Consider the following 19,681-nt stretch of genomic DNA (forward strand, 5'->3'; position numbering starts at 1 on the left):
TTGCTGTATGAATACTGCTATGACGTTACCTTTTCGTCTAAAAGGTCAGTTAATTACCTTTGCTCAAGGAATATTGACACTGGTGCTGACTCTTTTAGGGCTTCTTGTCATCACTTTTACGCTTTCTGCACTTTCCCCCGTCGACCCTGTTTTACAAATTGTCGGTGATCACGCAAGCCTCGAAACCTACAACCAAGTAAAACATGAGTTAGGGCTGGATTTACCTATCTACATGCAGTTTTTTCACTATGTGGAAGCACTGCTGCAAGGACATTTAGGTACCGCGACATCAACAGGCCAGCCTGTTCTTGATGATTTGTTAGCGACTTTCCCCGCGACATTGGAATTAGCAACTGTTGCATTACTGATTGGTGCCAGTCTCGGAATTTTATTCGGCGTTTTATGTGCGCGATTTGTGGGAACTCCCCTCGATTTTATTTTGCGAATTCTGACGTTATTAGGTAGTTCAGTCCCTATTTTCTGGCTAGGTTTGATTTTGTTATTGATCTTCTACGCCACATTGCAATGGACTGCTGGTCCCGGACGATTAGACGATATCTATCAATTCACCATTGAACCCATAACGGGTTTTGCATTAATTGATACATTATTAGCTGGCGATAAAGATGCTTTTTTTAATGCGTTATCGCACCTTATTTTACCAGTTTCTCTATTAGCGTATTTTGCCTTAGCTTCTATCACTCGCTTAACTCGCTCAGCCTGCTTAAACGAGATGAATAAAGAGTATGTCACGTTAGCAAGAGCAAAAGGTATTGGCGAGTTGCGTATTCTTTTTTATCACGTACTGCCTAATATTCGTGGTGTTTTAATGACTATTATCGCCCTGTCTTACACTGGCATGTTAGAAGGTGCCGTATTGACAGAAACGGTCTTTTCTTGGCCAGGAATTGGGCGATATCTCACAACAGCGCTTTTTGCGGGTGATACCACAGCCATTATGGGCGGTACTTTAATTATCGGTTTATGCTTTGTCTTTATTAATAATATGACCGATATCGTTATTCGTTTGACTGATCCGAGGCTCCGCTAATGTCATCCTCATTTTTAAGAAAAATAGCGCGTTCGCCTTCCGCATTTATCGGTTTATCGTTGCTCATTTTACTGTTAATTATTGCGATTTTTGCACCTTGGCTAGCCCCTTATGATCCAAATTGGCAACATGCAGCCCAACGTTTATTAGCGCCCAATGCTGAACATTGGTTAGGCACAGATAATTATGGGCGCGATATTCTTTCTCGCCTTATCTATGGTACTCGCCCCATGCTAGGCTTAGTGGGACTGGTGGCGCTTATTACGTTACCTTTAGGATTATTGATTGGGATTTTATCTGGATATTACGGTGGTTGGACTGAACGTATTTTAATGCGCTTCACCGATATTGTGATGTCAATGCCTTCCCTTATTCTCGCTTTCGCTTTTGTCGCAATGTTAGGCCCTGGCCTACTCAATGGTGCATTAGCACTGGCTTTAACTGCATGGCCAGCTTATGCGCGACAATCGCGCAGTGAAATTCAACATTTACGCAATAGTGATTATCTTGCTGCGGCTGAAATGATGGGAATTAAGGGTATCCGACTGTTATGGGGACATATTTTACCCCTGTGTTTACCTTCAGCCATTGTTCGTTTAGCGCTGAACTTAGCGGTGATTATCCTCGCGGCAGCAGGATTGGGTTTTCTGGGATTAGGTGCTCGCCCACCGATGGCGGAATGGGGAGCAATGATCGCAGAAGGCATGCCTGTTATTTTTGATCAATGGTGGGTTGCCGCTATTCCGGGTACAGCAATTTTAATCAGCAGTCTGGCATTTAATTTATTGGGTGATGGATTACGCGATGTATTGGGAGATACCCATGAATAAAACACCATTAATTGAAGTAAATAACCTCTGTATTGATTTCCCAAAGGCAAGAGTGGTCAATAATGTCTCTTTCACTTTAGGGCAAGTGCGTTTGGCAGTTGTTGGCGAATCAGGCTCAGGCAAGTCAATGACCGCTCGTGCATTAATGGGATTAGTTCGTCAGCCGGGAAAAGTCAGCGCAGATAAACTAAGCTTGCAAGGAAGTAATCTATTGGATTTCTCGTCTCGCCAATGGAATAACATTCGAGGTAATACAATTTCAATGGTACTACAAGATCCTCGTTACGCCTTAAATCCTGTAAAAACCATTTATCAACAAGTAGAAGAAACCGTAAAACAGCATCAAAAACTTTCGCGCCAAGATAGACGCCAACTTATCATCGATACACTGCTGTCTGTTGGTTTACCTGAACAGAATATTTATCGCTATCCCGGTGAATTATCAGGTGGTATGGGGCAACGAGCAATGATAGCTATTGCGCTAATTAATAACCCTACTATTTTAATTGCCGATGAACCGACATCGGCACTTGATGCTCAGCTTCGCCATCAAATCCTTGAACTGATCACCACACAGTGTGAACAACGTAATATGGGCTTATTGCTAATTAGCCATGACTTGCCCCTTGTTGCCGAATATTGCGAACGTGTCATGGTGATGTACCAAGGCGAACAAGTCGATGAACTTAGTGCCAAAGACTTACCTACCGCCACGCATCCTTATACACGTACACTTTGGACATGTAGACCCAATGCAAGCACTTATGGCACTCAATTGCCCGTATTAGATAGAATGCTTAATTTCAAGGGAATACATCATGCTAATTGATATTCATGATTTACATGTTCAATTTGAGCAAGGTAAACAAGCCAAGCACGTTGTAAAAGAAATTAATTTACATGTTCAACAAGGTGAAACCTTTAGCTTAATAGGTCGTTCTGGCTGTGGAAAGTCGACTGTTTTACGTGTAATTGCTGGGTTATTGCCCCATTGGCAAGGTAATATATCGCTTTTAGGGCAAACTATTAAACCTCGACAACGTTTTCAAGGGACATTACGCCGTAATATACAAATGGTATTTCAAGATCCCTACGCCTCTTTACACCCTCAACACCGTATTGAACGGGCGTTTTCTGAGCCTTTAAAAATCCATCAAATTCCTTTTGACAAAGATACGATTGAGCAAGCATTAGCCCAAGTTGGTTTGCCTGCGGATGTAACAAGTCGTTATCCTCATCAACTTTCTGGTGGACAGCGCCAACGTGTCGCTATTGCGAGAGCCCTTTTATTACAACCTCAATTATTACTTTTAGACGAGCCAACTTCAGCACTAGATATGTCAGTACAAGCCGAGATCTTAAACCTGCTTAACACACTGAAAAAACAGCATCATATGACATATTTATTAGTAAGCCATGATGCCGATGTGATTGCTCATATGTCTGATAGAGCCGCACTCATGGAAAATGGTGAGTTAACACAACATTATGATCGAGAAGCTTTATCAAAAGGGATACATCGTCTTGATTGAAATAAAAGAAAAACAGATGTGAAGAAAGGAGCAGAGCAGTATTTGAGTGATTCATACTGCTCTTTTAATAGCACTGCGCTGTGTTTACACTAATAAGCCCGGGAAAATAGAACGTAATCCGGTCACAATAAATTCAATACCTAACGACATTAATAATAAGCCCATTATACGAGTAACGACGTTAATGCCTGTTTGCCCTAAATATTTCACTAATAATGTTGCACTACGGAAAAGTAACCAACAACAGAATGCAAAAAAGATACTGGTTGCGGCTAATCCTAAAAAGTTAGTAAAGCCTTCCCAGCGAGAGCTCCACACAATACAAGAACTGATTGCTCCAGGCCCTGCCATTAATGGTAATGCTAAAGGTACAACTGCAACACTATTACGTACTGCGGATTCGTTTCGTTCTTGATTGTTTTGTTTATCTTCCCCTAAACGCCCATTTATCATTGTCATTGCAATAGTAACAATCAGTATTCCCCCTGCTATACGAAACGAGTCGATAGAAATACCAAAAATACTCAGTATAGAATCACCAATTAACAGAGAAGAAACTAAAATAATTGCAACGGAGCCATTCGCAATTAAGTTTGTTTTGTTACGCCCTGCATCAGTTTGATAACTCGTCATACTGATAAAGACAGGCAAAATACCAATTGGGTTTACAATCGCAAAAAGACCGACAAAAAATTTAATATAACCGGATAAATCCAGCAGTGACCCCATGAAAAGCCCCTTCTTGGCTAATAAACATGCGAATTATTCTATAAAAGATAGAGTAACTCCAAAAAATGCGCGTTACTTTAAATCAATAAACCAGTTAATTCTATTAGTTAACAAGTTTTTACCTAAAATATTCTCTTGTAAACTGATCAAAACCTAGTGGTTTAATTTTATATCGAAATAGAGTATACGACAAAAAAATCGTTGAATATTTATTTCATATAAGAATCATTCTCATAAATAGCCTTGCTGAAAGGTGTCAGCTTGCTAATTTTGTGACATGCATCACGTTAATTAATTAGAAAGATGGTAAGCTGTTACCATTCGAAGAAAGAGGGTTACTTCGAAAATATATTTACCTTTATTATTGTTTTTTTTAAGTTTTTTAAGCAAATTATGCCCTCTTATAATTATTACTGAAATAAGCACATTATCATCTATCTAAGCTATTCTTATTAGTTATGACGATAACGGCTAATTTGCTTAAAAAATTTAACATTTTATCAGGAGTCTCTTTATGTCCGTAACTAACGTTACTGAACTCAATGATTTGGTTGCTCGTGTAAAAAAAGCTCAACGTGAATTTGCTAACTTCTCTCAAGAACAAGTTGATGCTATTTTCCGTGCTGCTGCATTAGCTGCCGCTGATGCCCGTATTCCTCTTGCAAAATTGGCTGTTAAAGAGTCTGGTATGGGTATCGTTGAAGATAAAGTGATTAAAAACCACTTTGCTTCTGAGTACATCTACAATGCGTATAAAGACGAAAAAACCTGCGGTATCTTATCTGAAGATCTGACTTACGGCACAATAACCATTGCTGAACCTATTGGGATCATCTGTGGTATCGTACCAACAACTAACCCAACTTCTACTGCGATTTTTAAAGCATTAATTAGCTTAAAAACACGTAATGGTATTATCTTCTCTCCACACCCTCGTGCAAAAGAAGCGACAAACCGTGCAGCTGAAATCGTCTTAAATGCAGCTATCGCTGCTGGCGCACCAAAAGATATTATCGGTTGGATTGATGAGCCTTCTGTTGCCCTATCTAACGCGTTAATGCACCATGATGATATTAACCTGATCTTAGCGACAGGTGGTCCAGGCATGGTTAAAGCAGCGTATAGTTCTGGTAAACCAGCTATCGGTGTTGGTGCAGGTAATACACCAGTGGTTATTGATGATTCTGCTGATATCAAACGTGCAGTGGCTTCAATCTTAATGTCTAAAACTTTCGATAACGGCGTAATATGTGCATCAGAGCAATCTGTTATCGTTGTTGACAGCATTTACAAACAAGTTCGTGAGCGTTTCTCAACTCATGGCGGTTACATGCTGACAGGTAAAGAATTAAAAGCTGTTCAAGACATCATCTTAAAAGACGGTAACTTAAACGCAGCTATCGTGGGTCAACCTGCAACAAAAATTGCTGAAATGGCTGGCATTGAAGTACCTGTAAATACCAAAATTTTAATTGGTGAAGTCAAAGAAACAACAGAAGCAGAACCATTTGCTCACGAGAAATTATCTCCACTATTAGCCATGTATCATGCTCAATCGTTTGAAGATGCGGTGCTAAAAGCTGAAAAATTAGTTGAGATGGGTGGTATCGGTCACACTTCTTGCTTATATACAGACCAAGATAACTGTCCTGAACATGTTGCCTACTTCGGCGACAAAATGAAAACATCTCGTATTTTAATCAATACTCCAGCATCCCAAGGTGGTATTGGTGACTTATACAACTTTAAGCTTGCTCCTTCTCTAACATTAGGTTGCGGTTCATGGGGTGGTAACTCCATTTCTGAAAACGTAGGGCCAAAACACCTTATCAACACTAAAACCGTGGCGAAAAGAGCAGAAAATATGTTGTGGCATAAACTTCCAAAATCTATTTACTTCCGCCGTGGTTGTTTACCTATCGCTCTAGAAGAGATTGCGACTGACGGTAAAAAACGTGCCTTTATCGTGACCGACAGTTTCTTATTCAACAATGGTTATGTTGATGAAGTCACTCGCGTACTGAAAAAATTTGGCGTTGAAACAGAAGTCTTCTTTGAAGTTGAAGCCGATCCTACATTAAGTATTGTGCGTAAAGGCGCAGAACAAATGAACAGCTTTAAACCTGATGTGATCATCGCATTAGGTGGTGGTTCACCAATGGATGCGGCGAAAATCATGTGGGTTATGTATGAACACCCTGAAACTCATTTCGAAGAATTAGCATTACGCTTTATGGATATCCGTAAACGTATTTACAAATTCCCGAAAATGGGTGTGAAAGCACAAATGGTTGCTATCACAACAACATCAGGTACTGGCTCTGAAGTAACGCCATTTGCGGTAGTAACTGATGACGAAACAGGCCAAAAATATCCATTAGCAGACTATGCATTAACCCCAGATATGGCTATCGTTGATGCAAACCTTGTTATGAATATGCCTAAATCTCTGTGTGCATTTGGTGGTTTAGACGCTGTAACTCACGCATTAGAAGCCTATGTTTCTGTATTAGCGAACGAATATTCTGATGGGCAAGCACTGCAAGCATTAAAATTACTGAAAGAATATCTGCCTGCAAGTTATCATGAAGGCGCAAAAAACCCTGTTGCTCGTGAGCGTGTTCATAATGCGGCAACTATTGCAGGTATTGCTTTTGCTAACGCATTCTTGGGTGTTTGTCACTCAATGGCGCATAAATTAGGCTCTGAGTTCCATATTCCTCACGGTTTAGCTAATGCGTTATTAATTTCAAACGTTATTCGTTATAACGCTAATGACAACCCAACAAAACAAACTGCATTTAGCCAATACGACCGTCCTCAAGCACGTCGTCGTTATGCAGAAATTGCTGATCACTTAGAACTTTCAGCACCAGGTGACCGCACTGCTGCTAAAATTGAAAAATTGTTAGCTTGGTTAGAAGAAATGAAATCTTCATTAGGCATTCCATCTTCTATTCGTGAAGCTGGTGTTCAAGAAAGTGATTTCTTAGCAAGAGTTGATAAATTATCTGAAGATGCGTTTGATGATCAATGTACTGGTGCTAACCCACGTTACCCACTGATCTCTGAACTGAAACAACTGTTATTAGATTCTTACTACGGTCGTGAATTTAATGAGCATCCCGTTGTTGAAGTAAAAGAAGAAGCAAAACCAGCTAAAAAAAGCAGTAAAAAATAATCGAAACACACTGTGTTAATGTGATCCTCGATATTTCGGTTATTTGTTCTTAAATAGAAACCCAGTCCTATGGCTGGGTTTTTTTATGGCTGATCATTTGTTTATATGCATTTTGCTACTGATTTCTGAGATTGAGGAATAAGGCGGGATAAGTCACTATTCAGTCATAAATTATAGGTATTTACACCTAGTTAAAAAGTTTGGTTTTTACTATAAAAATAGTGTCTTCCTTTATACGTTCATAATTAGCTCTAAAAAAGACGCTGAACAACTTATCATTCAAGTCATACCATCGCATTACCATATTATAAAAAATGCCTTAGAGATGATTACAAGGCGCATCAAACTCTTTTCCTCTTTCATTAGTTGGTATAATTATTTCATTCTTACCTTATTTTCTTCATAAAATGACTATAACGATATGTGAAGCTATTGTGTTCGCTTTACGATTTACAATCGTGCTTTTCTTCTTATCCGATAAAAATAAATAGACTTCATCATTTTGATTATTAATTAGTAATCAAAATATAGAAATATAAATATTTTATATCCCTAGCTACATTGGATTTATAAAAAACATAATTTTAATAAAATATTATCGAAATGAGGCTTGCTAGCTGGCGAACGTAATAAAGGTCGCTATTTGTGCTTTCCACATAGAAATTACTCCTTTAGGAGTATAAAAGGAGCCTGTTTATCCGTATTGACAGGCATAAAGTGAAGTGCTTTATTTATTCAATAACAAATTAAGCATCCTATAATCAGCATCTATAAGACCCGATATAAATGTTTCATTATACAAACCATAGATAAAAGAAATATTTTTTCAGTATTTCATGACTATCTTTATTCAATTTTATTAAACTATGAATAATATAAATGCATCAAATGTCTATCTCTCTTATCATTTGTAAAAAACAATATCGACATCACAAAACAAACACCTTACGTATATTTGATTATGTCTTTTTTGATTAATGATAATGAAATAAATAAATTTCCCCATCAAAAAATAACATCTCGTCACAGACGAAAATCAAACTCACCGCAATTTGATATAAAAAAAGCCAATAAATTGGCTAAAAATTAAAAATATATAAGTATTTTTTAGTATTACGTAATATAACACTTTATTTGAATTCTTATTTCATCCCCCTCTTTCACTCTGACAAATTAGTAAAAGAGGGAAATTGAAAAGGTTACTCTTGTTCAATACACCCTTTTAGCGTTGCCTGCGTATAATGCTTACGGCAGACTGAAACATATTTTTCATTTCCACCTATTTCAACTTGAGCACCATCACTCAGTACATTTCCTTTATCATCTAAACGTAATACTTTATTTGCCTTTCTACCGCAGTAACATACTGTTTTAAGTTCTACCAGTTTATCAGCCCATGCTAATAAATAAGCACTACCTGTAAATAACTCACCTCTAAAATCCGTTCTTAATCCATAAGTGAGAACGGGAATATCATAGGTATCCGTTATTTCGCAAAGTTGTTCGACATGTGCCTTACTTAAAAATTGGCATTCATCAATCAATACACAGTGAATAGGCTGTTTGTTATGCTCAGCAACAATAACGTCGCGAATATTCATATCATCACTAAAGAGTAATGCATCCGCACTTAATCCTATTCTTGAGCTAATCTTCCCCTTTGCAAAGCGTGTATCAATAGCCGCAGTGAAAATCAATGTACGCATTCCTCGTTCATTATAGTTATAAGAGGATTGCAATAAAGATGTTGATTTTCCAGCATTCATGGCTGAATAATAAAAATAAAGTTGAGCCATCAGCTCACTCCTTAAATAGTGTTTATTTTCACGAGCGACAGTCTAACATAAACATTCTACAAGTTATCCATAACAAGTATTTATTACCTTTATTTCTATTCTAGATATACTACCGAAAGATGAACTTCGTTGTTAATGCTAATTTTTGCTTAAAAAATAAATAGCTTTAATAAGTACTTAACATATTAAAACACACCTTGATATACCTTTATTAAAGTATGAAAGTTAGTCCGATTCCATTTTTAGAAAAAAGTCCGTTATTATAAAAAAATGAACAAAGCTTTCTATTCTTTAGCATTAGCGCTATCATCAGTTAAAAGATGCATTTCCTTACTAATATTTCCTTTATTGACTAAAGATGCCTCAACTTTTATTATTTTTTTCGTTGAGATATTAGTTTAAAAAAAAGAAATTTTACGTAAGGTTTGTATTTAGGTATTGCAGAAATTTAAATAGCAATCTATTATTAGTATTACATCAGCCAACAACATTTATTTGAGACCAGGAAAATGAGCGAATCTTTAAAAATATTAAATAACATCCGTACTCTCCGTGCACAAGCAAGAGAAACTTCTTTAGAAACTTTAGAAGAAATGCTGGAGAAACTCGAAGTTGTCGTTAATGAGCGTCGTGAAGAATTCTCATTAGAAAAAGCAGCTGAAGAAGAACGTGTTCAAAAATTACAAAAATACCGTGAAATGTTAGAAGAAGCCGGTATTGATCCAACAGACTTACTTGAAGCAAGTGCTGTTAATAAAACAGGCCGTGCTAAACGTGCAGCTCGCCCTGCTAAATACTCTTACGTTGATGAAAATGGTGAAACTAAAACTTGGACAGGCCAAGGTCGTACACCAGCAGTAATCAAACGTGCTATTGATGAAGAAGGCAAATCATTAGACGATTTCCTGCTGTAATTTAAGTCAATACTCTATTTGAAATACCCTTTTAAATAATTAAAAGGGTATTTTCTTGTTTACCTCATTTAATTAAACAAGCGTTTAATTTTAATATGTGCTGATGTTGTTTGTATTAAATGTGGGTAAGCGAAAATAAAAAATGTAATAACTGCGTTATTTATTTTTATTTATAATGAAAAAGGAGCTTTTATAGCTCCTTTTTTCTTTGATCCAATTAAACTAATATTATTAATTTTTATAATAACTTAAATACCAATCAACAAACTGTTTTACGCCATATTCTACTTCGGTATTCGGCGAAAAACCTATTGTCTCAAACAAGTCTTGGCAATCAGCACAAGTAGAAAGCACATCACCATCTTGCATTGGCATTAAATTCAATTTAGCTTTAATATTTAGTGACTTTTCTATCGCTTCAATGAATGCCATCAATTTGGTTGGCTGCCCATTACCCACATTATAGATTTTATAAGGAGCAGAACTTGAAGACGTTTCACCTTTCTCTACTGTCCAGTTTTCATCTGCTTCTGGTACAACATTAACTAATCGAACAACAGATCCCACAATATCATCGACATAAGTGAAATCACGCGTCATATTTCCACTGTTATAAACATCAATAGGTTCGCCAGCTAGCATTGCCTTCGTAAATTTAAATAATGCCATATCAGGACGTCCCCAAGGCCCATATACCGTAAAGAAACGTAATCCTGTTGTCGGTAATTGATATAAATGTGAATAGCTATGAGACATTAACTCATTGGCTTTCTTTGTTGCCGCATATAATGAAACTGGGTGATCAACACTATCTTCTGTTGAGAAAGGCTGTTTCTGATTTAAACCATAAACCGAGCTTGAAGAGGAATAGATAAGATGTCCGACTTTATTATGGCGACATCCTTCTAATATATTAATATGCCCAACAATATTCGCATCAATATATGCCATTGGGTTTTCAATTGAATAGCGAACACCTGGTTGAGCAGCTAAATGAATAACTCGGTCAAATTGGTGTGATGCAAATAAATGAGCCACTTTTGCTGAGTCAACGATATCAAGTTTCTCAAAATGGAATTTTTCTAGCTGTTGTAATTTAGCTAATCGAGCTTCTTTTAAACGCACATCATAATAATCATTCATGTTATCTATTCCGACAACATGATAACCCATTTCGATTAAACGCTGGCTCATATGATAGCCAATAAAACCCGCAGCACCTGTTACCAATATTTTCATATTATTACTCAATAACCCAATAATTTATTTTTCATGTCAACGCTATCATGCTTAATATCACCTAGATTAAACATCATAACGCTTAACATCGTCATACATTACAGAAATCAACATGGCTCAATACTAAATGCATTGAGCCATACCTTAATCTCTTACAATCACTTTATCTAGCTTTTCTCATAAAATATCAGCTTATTATGCATCATTCATTTATAAGAATTATACAATGAGATTAACCATATAAATGATTATTAATGGGCTTTATTTCACTGTATCTTTAATGATTTTAGCCATTGTGCAAAGTCTTCACCGAACTCTTCGTGCTGTATTCCGTACTCTACGAAGGCTTTCATATACCCTAATTTATTACCACAATCGTGGCTTTTCCCTTGCAGGTGATAAGCTTCAACAGCTTCTTTTTCAATCAGCATTGCAATCGCATCCGTTAACTGAATTTCATCTCCGGCACCAGGTGCTGTTCTCGCTAATAGTGGCCAAATACTTTCAGATAACACATAACGCCCTACGATAGATAAATTCGAAGGTGCTTCTTCTTTCTTAGGTTTTTCAACAACACGAGTAATTGGTTTGCTATCACCTGGGCATAAGTTTTCACCCATGCAATCAACAATACCATAATTAGAGACTTCATCTTCAGGAACAGGCTCAACAAGGATTTGACTTGCGCCTGAACGCTCAAAATGAGAAAGCATCTCTTTTAAGTTAACTTTCGTTAAATCAGCACTGTATCTGTCTAAAATAACATCAGGCAGGATAACAGCGAAAGGTTCATCACCAATTAATGGCTTAGCACATAAAATGGCATGGCCTAATCCTTTCGCTATTCCCTGACGAGTTTGCATAATAGTGACATGGCTTGGGCAAATGCCTTGTACTTCTTCTAATAACTGGCGTTTTACTCGTTTTTCTAAAATTGCTTCTAATTCAAAACTTGTATCAAAATGGTTTTCAATTGAATTTTTAGATGAATGTGTAACAAGTACAATTTCATTAATACCTGCGGCAATACATTCATTCACCACATATTGAATAAGAGGCTTATCAACCACTGGCAACATCTCTTTTGGAATTGCCTTGGTTGCAGGTAGCATTCGTGTTCCTAATCCAGCAACAGGGATCACCGCTTTTCTAACTTTACGCACTGCTGATGACATTATACTTCTCCTGCAATTCGTACCGTTCTACTTTCAGATGTGAATGGGTACAATTAAAAATAATCGCCAGAGTATACCAGCTAATATCTAAGGATAAACAGAGTCCTACCCGTTAATTGAGATAGTTCTTCATTTATGTTTAATATATGCGCGATATTCTGTTTTTATTTAATCTAAATTTAACTTTTATAGATAGGGGAAAACATTAATTTAATCTGGTTTGTGTTATCCCAAATTTTACATTGCCAATTTGTTCCCTCACATTTTACTTGATTAATATATAAAAGTTGCAATGTACCTAAGGGAACACCGCTATTTAATTCAAATTTTTTACTTTCTGTTTTTATTTCAGCTTTTAAACCTGCTGAGGCTAATAATATATTTTTTTTCTGCGTATGATAATATCCTAGTGTTATAGGAAATTGTCCTTTTACCCCAATCTCATTAAGCATTTTATTTAGTTTATTCAACATATTATACATACTTGGTAAAGATCGTATTTTTTCTGATGACTTTAATACATCATTAAAAACAACCCGTAAGAGTAAAGCGACCAAAAGCCCATTTTCATCATCTCTCGATATATCGACACAATAGAAGATAATTTGATCTTCGGATAAAGCCGCAATATCAAATAATAAACCCATTTTAGCAATATCATTTAATTGACGATAATTAACACAATATCCCGCAATAATCTGCTTAACCTGTGGTTGCATCTGTTTTATGAACGATTGAATATAATGGGTATCTTTTCGTAAGCTATTCCAAAGTGGTTCTAAATGTATACCTTCTATTAATACTGATTCAAAAAAGCCAGGGCATAATACTTCAATGACTTTTTGTTTTAATTTCTCAAGATGTGTTATTGGCTTAAGAAAAATCTCTTGCGCCCCTAAACGCAACATATCATCTACTTCAGCCATATTATCTGTACATGAAATAGCAATAACAGGAATAGCCAATTTACGTTGTTCAAGATGACATAAAAAAGTGGGACCATTCATTACTGGCATACGGATATCACATAAAATAAGATCAGGAAGCAATCCCCCTTCTAATAAAGATAATGCTTGGCTACCGTTATCTGTTGTATAAACGCAAGCCTTTTCATGTGAGAAATATTCCGTCAACATGGTGCGAAAAACGACCTCATCATCAATTATTAAGATTTTTTTACCCACTAAGGCTTTATTCATTGGTGACTCCGGTAACTATCGTTTCACATGCTGATTAATTAGCGCTACATTATTAGTTTAGTTCAACATTGACGTTAATTATTCCCAATCATTACTTTTTTCAATCTATGGGAAATCGTCATACTGATAACGTGAGTTAGGACATTATTTTGTCAAGTTTATGCCCCTGTAATAGCCAATTATTCTACTCGAATTGCTGTGAGCCTTACCATTTAGGTCAAAAGAACGCCCCAACAGCAGAAGCATTGATGCGTTCGCGTTATAGCGCGTTCGTTAAACATAATGCTGATTACTTAATCAAGACGTGGCATCCCTCTTGTCGTGTTGTCTCCTTGCATGATGAATTAGTTTCTGGCTTTCCAAATACACAATGGCTTGGACTCAATGTTATCTCATCGCAAGTAAGCACAAATAAAAATGAGGCATATGTTGAATTCTCGGCTTGCTTTATTGAAAGAAATGCCGATGATAAACAGTACTTACATGAACGCTCTCGTTTTCTAAAAATAGATGACTGTTGGTTTTATATTGACGGTGTGAAACCGAAAGTGGGACGAAACGATCCCTGCCCTTGTGGTTCAGGGCGTAAATACAAAAAATGTTGTGAAAATAACATCAAATAACTGCAAACACAGAAGTAAAAGAAAGGATTTATCCATACATGCAACACCAAAATACTCAAAAAAAAATACTGCGTACTATTTGCCCTGATGCAAAAGGACTTATCGCTAAAATCACGAATATTTGCTACAAACATCAATTAAATATTGTTCAAAATAGTGAGTTTGTTGATCATCGTACAGGTCGCTTTTTTATGCGCACCGAGCTTGAAGGTATCTTTAATGATGAAACCTTTCTTGCAGATTTAGATGATGCCTTACCACAAGGCTCAAAACGTGAATTAAATACCGCAGGTCGTCGTCGCATTGTCATTATGGTGACAAAAGAAGCACACTGCTTGGGTGACTTATTAATGAAAAGTGCATTTGGTGATTTGGATGTAGAAATTGCCGCCGTCATTGGTAATCACGATACGTTAAAACATCTAGTAGAACAATTTGGTATTCCTTTCCATCTTGTTAGCCATGAAGGCTTAACCCGTGATCAGCATGATGAAAAGTTAATTGCACAAATTAATCAATACAAACCTGATTATGTTGTACTCGCAAAATACATGCGTGTATTAACACCTGCATTTGTACAAAACTTCCCGAATCAAATTATCAATATTCACCACTCTTTCTTACCTGCCTTTATTGGTGCACGCCCTTACCATCAGGCTTATGAGCGCGGTGTGAAAATCATTGGTGCAACAGCACACTACGTAAATGATAATTTAGATGAAGGCCCAATCATCACTCAAAATGTGATTAATGTTGACCATACGTTTTCTGCTGAAGATATGATGAGAGCCGGTCGAGATGTTGAAAAGAATGTTCTTAGCCATGCTTTATATTGGGTACTTTCACAACGTGTCTTCGTTTATGGTAACAGAACAATCATTTTATAAGTTTTCTGTCACTAATAACGCAAACAGTGTGACTATCTAAATGTAAACCGCGATATAAAACATATCGCGGTTTATTTTTTATCTCTTACTAATAGAGATGATATTGCTTAAAATCAATACGATAGCGCATAAAGCTCGAACGATACGCACAATTTTACAGCAGTCAGTCTGTTTTTAGTAAAATAGCGCTTTACAGATCTCAGGTATTTGGTATTATTGCGCCCGCTGTCACGGACAGCAAAACAATTTAATGTTGGTGGGATACCCAAGCGGCCAAAGGGAGCAGACTGTAAATCTGCCGTCACAGACTTCGAAGGTTCGAATCCTTCTCCCACCACCATCTCCTCTTAGCTTTACCCCAAAAAATTCTTTTTATTTCATTTTATTAATTAAATCCAAAAATCGATTCAATACACTTGAATGATACTTAGATTTATAGATATAACAGCTATACTGAATTTCAGGCTGAATTAATGGTATAAAGCATAAATCTGCTTCATACTCACTTTTCAATGGGTTTTCATCTGTTAATAAAAGAGAATGATGCGTTTGAATAAAACGTAAACAGCAATTAAGATCATCCATTATTCTGACACACACTGTCTTTCCTCTATCCCCAATTTCACTCTCTAATTTTTTTATCTTAGCTGTTTTGTATAATGCCGGATCACATAACCAAATATTTTCACTTAAAAGCCTATCAATATTATTATTCACACTATTCACGAGTGTTTTTTGACAACAAATACCCAAGTGTTTATTTTCTATTTTATGAAGAAGACTAAATTTTTCACTAATAATTTTCTCAGAACTTAATATTAATGTATTACCATCATAGTCGGGTATTTCTTCAAAGTTTTCTCTTGAAAATCGCATTATATTTATATGGGAATAATTTTTATTTGCTGCTTGATAAAACTGAGTTAAATACTGACTTTTTCCCCAATCATAATAAACATGAATGCTATTATTTATAATCCCCGAGATATGTTTTTTAGTTATCTCTTTTTCCTGAAGATAGAGCGATTTCAAATCATTATAAAGCTCAAGACCCTCTTGGGTTAAACTCATACCAAACTTCTCTCGCTTAAATAAACGCTTTCCTAACACGGCTTCAAAGTCTTTGATAGATTTAGCGACGGGAGGCGTCGTGCGATTCATCACCCGCGCCGCTTTACTTAACGAGCCGTTTTCGACTACAGCCATAAAGGCTTCTAACTTACGAGAAAAAAACATAATTCACCATTCCTTTGCTGTGTAGAATAAAATAATTTCATTGATTCATTTAATGTAAATAAAATAGTGATTAATTAATTTAAAAATTAATTTTATATAAAAGCAGTCTTATATAAATATTCTTTTACCTCCTTTTAATGAATACAATTTATAACTACAATATTATTTTTATTATGTCATCATTCTTCACATATAAAGAATAATAATACTTATATTCTTCTATCAAAGATTAGTTTATGTTTCTAGTTTGTTTAATTAATATTTTTTGTTATACAATTAATTATTTTTATTAAATTAGCGCGCTTTATTTAATGGCCTTTATTTTTTATCTCATTTTATCTTTCTCTTGATAAGCTGTGCCATCATTTCAGTGATTTGCTTACATTCATTTTATGATCCTGCTAGTATAAGACATCCTATTATTCAATATATAAATGGTTACAGTCACATGAAATTTGTCTCTTTCAATATTAATGGTTTACGCGCTCGTCCTCACCAACTTGAAGCTATCATAGAAAAACATCAGCCAGATGTTATTGGGCTTCAAGAAACGAAAGTTCATGATGATATGTTTCCATTAGATACGGTGGGTGCCTTGGGTTATCATGTTTTCTATCATGGTCAAAAAGGGCATTATGGAGTTGCCTTACTCACAAAAGAAAAACCTGTCGCAGTACGTAAAGGCTTTCCTGGCGATGAGGATGATGCTCAACGTCGAATGATCATGGCAGATATCGAAACACCAGCGGGTTTATTAACAGTTATGAACGGTTATTTCCCTCAAGGCGAAAGCCGTGATCATGAAACTAAATTTCCAGCAAAAGAAAAATTCTATGCTGACCTGCAAAATTACCTAACCACCAGCTTAAAACCAACCTCTCCAGTACTTATTATGGGTGATTTAAATATTAGCCCAACAGATAAAGATATTGGTATTGGCGAAAATAATATGAAACGTTGGTTAAAAACAGGTAAATGTTCTTTCCTACCAGAAGAGCGGGAATGGCTGGCAACCTTAATGGGTTGGGGGTTAACAGATACATTCCGCCAACAACATCCTGAAGCTGATGATAAATTCTCGTGGTTTGACTATCGTTCTAAAGGGTTTGATGATAACCGAGGCTTACGCATTGACTTACTTCTAGCAAGTCGCTGCTTAGCGGATAATTGTATTTCAACAGGAATTGATTACGAGATCCGTGGAATGGAAAAACCATCTGATCACGCACCAGTTTGGGCTGAATTTAAAATCTAATCAGATAAAATCTTAATTCAGTAAAAGCACTTCCCTAAATAATAAAGGAAGTGCTTTTTTATTTGTGCTTAATTATCAGTAGTTGTTTCTTTACTCTGCGCTTTATTTTTCGCGGGGCTTGCTTTGTTACTTCCTTTAGTTGCTGTCTTGCGCTTTTTATTATGCGCGGGTGCGGGAAGATTTCTGAAAGCTTGAATATTTGGACGACGCTTCGCTTGAGTAATCAACTCTATCAAGGTGTTATTTAATGGCATCATAAAATCTTGATATTTAAATTGTTTCTCACTAATTTGCGTGAGTATCGATTCCCAATGTGCAGTCATATCCGGTAAAGTTGCCATATCTGGCAATACATGAATTAATGCTCTACCCGCTGGGGTTGAATTAATGGCTCGCCCTTTCTTTTGCAAAAAACCACGCTTAAATAACAGCTCAATAATTCCCGCTCTTGTCGCCTCAGTGCCTAATCCATCCGTTGCTCTTAGGATTTTCTTAAGTTCTTTATCTTGAACAAAGCGCGCAATTCCAGTCATAGCAGAAAGCAATGTTGCATCAGTAAAAGGTCTTGGAGGCTGTGTTTGCTTTTCAACAATCTCTCCCTTTTCACACAGCAGTTCATCACCCTTAGCCACTATTGGCAATGCAGAGCCGTCATTTTCAGCATCTTGCTCTTTCGCACCTAATAAAACTCGCCATCCTGCTTGCGCTAAAAAACGCGCTTTAGCGATAAATTTGCCATTCTCAATATCAAGTTCAATAACGCATTTACGATAGACAGCATCAGGCATAAATTGCATTAGATATTGGCGAGCCACGAGATAATAAATATTTTTCTCATTTTCACTTAATGAGATATTGCCCGTTTTTGCTGTTGGAATAATCGCATGGTGAGCATCAACTTTTTTATCATCCCAGCAACGATTCTTTTTATCAATATCTAGAGTATCTTGCGGTAATAAGCTTGCGTCATGTGTGCTGATCGCATTAATAACGGCATGGCGGCCAGCAAAATGTTCATCAGGAAGATAACGGCTATCAGAACGCGGATAAGTAATTAATTTATGCGTTTCATATAATCGCTGGCAGGTATCTAAGACTTGTTGTGCGCTTAAACCAAAACGTTTTGCCGCTTCAATTTGTAACGCTGAAAGCGAAAAGGGTAATGGGGCAATTTCAGACTCTTGTTTATCTTGGTAATCTGTAACATTCGCTGGCTTGCCTTGAATTCTCTCAACAACATGCTCTGCAAGCTTACGATTTAATAATCGCCCTTCTTCATCTTGCCAAGGTTCACAATGTTCACTTGGTTGCCAAATCGCGGTAAAGCGTTCATCGGCAGGTGTTACAACATGTGCTTTAACTTCAAAAAAATCTTTAGGAACGAAGTTTTCAATTTCTTCATCACGCCGAACCACTAAGCCTAATACTGGCGTTTGTACTCGCCCTACTGACAATACACCTTGATAACCATTACGCTGACCTAATAGCGTATACGCTCGAGTCATGTTAATACCATAAAGCCAATCTGCTCTTGCTCGCGCTAAAGCAGATACGCACAATGGTACAAACTCATGGTTATAACGTAGCTTATCAATAGCTCGCGTCACTGCCGCTGGGTTTAAGTCATTAATTAAGCAACGACGCGCCTGTTTTCTTTGCTCTTCACTGATATTTAAATAGTTAAGTACTTCATCGACTAAGAGCTGACCTTCACGATCGGGGTCCCCCGCGTGGATCACTTCTTTTGCCTGCTTAAGTAGTGTTTTGATGGTTTCTAGCTGCTTTTTAACATCAGCTCGGGGCTTGAGTTGCCATTTTTCAGGAATAATGGGCAAATCATCTAACGACCAGCGGGCGTACCGCGGGTCGTATGCATCCGGCTCAGCTTGTTCAAGTAAGTGACCAACACACCACGTCACATACTGGTTATCACCACAAAGAATAAAGCCATCGCCCCGTTTATGGGGCTTTGGCAATACATCAGCAATAGCGCGAGCAAGGCTGGGTTTTTCTGCAATAAATAATCTCATTACG

Annotated in this window: 16 protein-coding genes and 1 tRNA gene; 10 read left to right on the top strand and 7 right to left on the bottom strand. The window is 36.8% G+C overall.

The window, feature by feature from the left end:
* Positions 1–7: 7 nt before the first annotated feature.
* Genes ACNART_RS02565 through ACNART_RS02580 form a run of 4 tightly spaced genes read left to right on the top strand, consistent with a single transcriptional unit; the run spans position 8 to position 3,413 of the window.
* Positions 8–1,051 carry an ABC transporter permease gene (locus ACNART_RS02565; protein WP_196532557.1) on the top strand — a complete coding sequence of 348 codons (1,044 nt, stop codon included), beginning with the start codon at positions 8–10 and terminating at the stop codon, positions 1,049–1,051.
* Complete coding sequence (locus ACNART_RS02570; protein WP_100160281.1) at positions 1,051–1,881, top strand: ABC transporter permease; 831 nt, start codon at positions 1,051–1,053, stop codon at positions 1,879–1,881. The genes ACNART_RS02565 and ACNART_RS02570 overlap by 1 nt, the downstream gene beginning before the upstream one ends.
* Entirely contained in the window at positions 1,874–2,710 is an 837-nt protein-coding gene (locus ACNART_RS02575) for an ABC transporter ATP-binding protein (protein WP_368887787.1), read from the top strand. Before ACNART_RS02570 ends, ACNART_RS02575 begins: the two co-directional genes overlap by 8 nt.
* On the top strand, positions 2,697–3,413 hold the full coding sequence (locus tag ACNART_RS02580) for an ABC transporter ATP-binding protein (RefSeq protein ID WP_416303437.1): 717 nt from the start codon (positions 2,697–2,699) through the stop codon (positions 3,411–3,413). Before ACNART_RS02575 ends, ACNART_RS02580 begins: the two co-directional genes overlap by 14 nt.
* An 84-nt stretch (positions 3,414–3,497) precedes the next feature.
* Here ACNART_RS02580 and ACNART_RS02585 read toward each other — a convergent pair whose 3' ends face one another.
* Positions 3,498–4,142 (bottom strand): YchE family NAAT transporter, encoded by a 645-nt coding sequence (locus tag ACNART_RS02585; RefSeq protein ID WP_109372118.1) that lies wholly within the window; start codon positions 4,140–4,142, stop codon positions 3,498–3,500.
* Positions 4,143–4,656: 514 nt separating this feature from the next.
* Between ACNART_RS02585 and adhE the strand changes: the two genes are divergently transcribed.
* The gene (gene adhE / locus ACNART_RS02590) at positions 4,657–7,323 is read left to right on the top strand and encodes a bifunctional acetaldehyde-CoA/alcohol dehydrogenase (RefSeq protein ID WP_109372116.1); all 2,667 of its coding nucleotides are present in this window, start codon (positions 4,657–4,659) and stop codon (positions 7,321–7,323) included.
* A 1,199-nt stretch (positions 7,324–8,522) separates the two neighbouring features.
* On the opposite strand, the gene ACNART_RS02595 is transcribed toward adhE, so the two are convergent.
* Complete coding sequence (locus ACNART_RS02595) at positions 8,523–9,119, bottom strand: thymidine kinase (RefSeq protein ID WP_023581977.1); 597 nt, start codon at positions 9,117–9,119, stop codon at positions 8,523–8,525.
* A gap of 509 nt (positions 9,120–9,628) precedes the next feature.
* Between ACNART_RS02595 and hns the strand changes: the two genes are divergently transcribed.
* The gene (gene hns / locus ACNART_RS02600; RefSeq protein WP_088495367.1) at positions 9,629–10,033 is read left to right on the top strand and encodes a histone-like nucleoid-structuring protein H-NS; all 405 of its coding nucleotides are present in this window, start codon (positions 9,629–9,631) and stop codon (positions 10,031–10,033) included.
* 231 nt (positions 10,034–10,264) lie between these two features.
* On the opposite strand, the gene ACNART_RS02605 is transcribed toward hns, so the two are convergent.
* The 3 genes from ACNART_RS02605 to rssB form a co-directional block, all read right to left on the bottom strand.
* Complete coding sequence (locus ACNART_RS02605; protein ID WP_416303429.1) at positions 10,265–11,272, bottom strand: NAD-dependent epimerase; 1,008 nt, start codon at positions 11,270–11,272, stop codon at positions 10,265–10,267.
* A gap of 266 nt (positions 11,273–11,538) precedes the next feature.
* On the bottom strand, positions 11,539–12,447 hold the full coding sequence (gene galU, locus ACNART_RS02610; protein WP_368926602.1) for a UTP--glucose-1-phosphate uridylyltransferase GalU: 909 nt from the start codon (positions 12,445–12,447) through the stop codon (positions 11,539–11,541).
* A 179-nt stretch (positions 12,448–12,626) separates the two neighbouring features.
* Positions 12,627–13,646 carry a two-component system response regulator RssB gene (rssB, locus tag ACNART_RS02615; RefSeq protein ID WP_285715090.1) on the bottom strand — a complete coding sequence of 340 codons (1,020 nt, stop codon included), beginning with the start codon at positions 13,644–13,646 and terminating at the stop codon, positions 12,627–12,629.
* Positions 13,647–13,795: 149 nt separating this feature from the next.
* On the opposite strand from rssB, the gene ACNART_RS02620 reads away from it, so the two are divergent.
* The 3 genes from ACNART_RS02620 to ACNART_RS02630 all read left to right on the top strand — a co-directional run bounded on the left by ACNART_RS02620 (position 13,796) and on the right by ACNART_RS02630 (position 15,496).
* Positions 13,796–14,269, top strand: a complete 474-nt coding sequence (locus ACNART_RS02620; RefSeq protein WP_198619927.1) for a YchJ family protein — start codon at positions 13,796–13,798, stop codon at positions 14,267–14,269.
* Positions 14,270–14,307: 38 nt separating this feature from the next.
* Positions 14,308–15,156, top strand: a complete 849-nt coding sequence (gene purU / locus ACNART_RS02625; protein WP_069368973.1) for a formyltetrahydrofolate deformylase — start codon at positions 14,308–14,310, stop codon at positions 15,154–15,156.
* Positions 15,157–15,411: 255 nt separating this feature from the next.
* A tRNA-Tyr gene (locus tag ACNART_RS02630) sits at positions 15,412–15,496 on the top strand.
* 32 nt (positions 15,497–15,528) lie between these two features.
* On the opposite strand, the gene ACNART_RS02635 is transcribed toward ACNART_RS02630, so the two are convergent.
* Positions 15,529–16,392 carry a LysR family transcriptional regulator gene (locus tag ACNART_RS02635; protein ID WP_198619926.1) on the bottom strand — a complete coding sequence of 288 codons (864 nt, stop codon included), beginning with the start codon at positions 16,390–16,392 and terminating at the stop codon, positions 15,529–15,531.
* A gap of 448 nt (positions 16,393–16,840) precedes the next feature.
* Between ACNART_RS02635 and xthA the strand changes: the two genes are divergently transcribed.
* Positions 16,841–17,647: an exodeoxyribonuclease III gene (gene xthA, locus ACNART_RS02640; protein ID WP_198619925.1), complete on the top strand. Its 807-nt coding sequence runs from the start codon at positions 16,841–16,843 to the stop codon at positions 17,645–17,647.
* 68 nt (positions 17,648–17,715) lie between these two features.
* Here xthA and ACNART_RS02645 read toward each other — a convergent pair whose 3' ends face one another.
* Positions 17,716–19,677, bottom strand: a complete 1,962-nt coding sequence (locus ACNART_RS02645; RefSeq protein ID WP_198619924.1) for a DNA topoisomerase III — start codon at positions 19,675–19,677, stop codon at positions 17,716–17,718.
* Between the last annotated feature and the right edge of the window lie 4 nt (positions 19,678–19,681).

Origin of the sequence: Proteus sp. LHD240705, from assembly GCF_047921555.1 — a bacterium.
Lineage (GTDB): Bacteria > Pseudomonadota > Gammaproteobacteria > Enterobacterales > Enterobacteriaceae > Proteus.